At 42.1% G+C, this 235-nt stretch carries 1 protein-coding gene; it reads right to left on the bottom strand.

The features are described 5' to 3' along the window. Positions 1–235, bottom strand: a 235-nt coding sequence (locus G4L40_RS12930) for a hypothetical protein (RefSeq protein WP_166237597.1), incomplete at both ends; no start/stop codon positions are given.

Genomic DNA, 235 nt, shown 5'->3' with positions numbered 1-235 from the left:
TTGTCACACTTCCACTTGCGGTATTGTTACAAACCGGTGTTGTTGCACTTGCTACACTTACTAAATTATATGTCGAGTTTGCTGTCAATACCGGTGTAGTTACACTCGCATTTCCTGTTGCGTCTAATAAAATAGTTTGGTTCGCTCCTGAATCAACTGTATAGGTTATCGTTGCATTTGCGGTTCCTGTGAAACTAACCACAGCTGTTGCGCCTGAACAAATTGTTGTTGCTCC

Origin of the sequence: Flavobacterium celericrescens (assembly GCF_011392075.1) — a bacterium.
In the GTDB taxonomy this organism is placed as follows: Bacteria; Bacteroidota; Bacteroidia; order Flavobacteriales; family Flavobacteriaceae; genus Flavobacterium; species Flavobacterium celericrescens.
The sequence above is the reverse complement of the archived record's forward strand: the minus strand, read 5'-3'. Positions and strand labels throughout refer to the sequence as shown.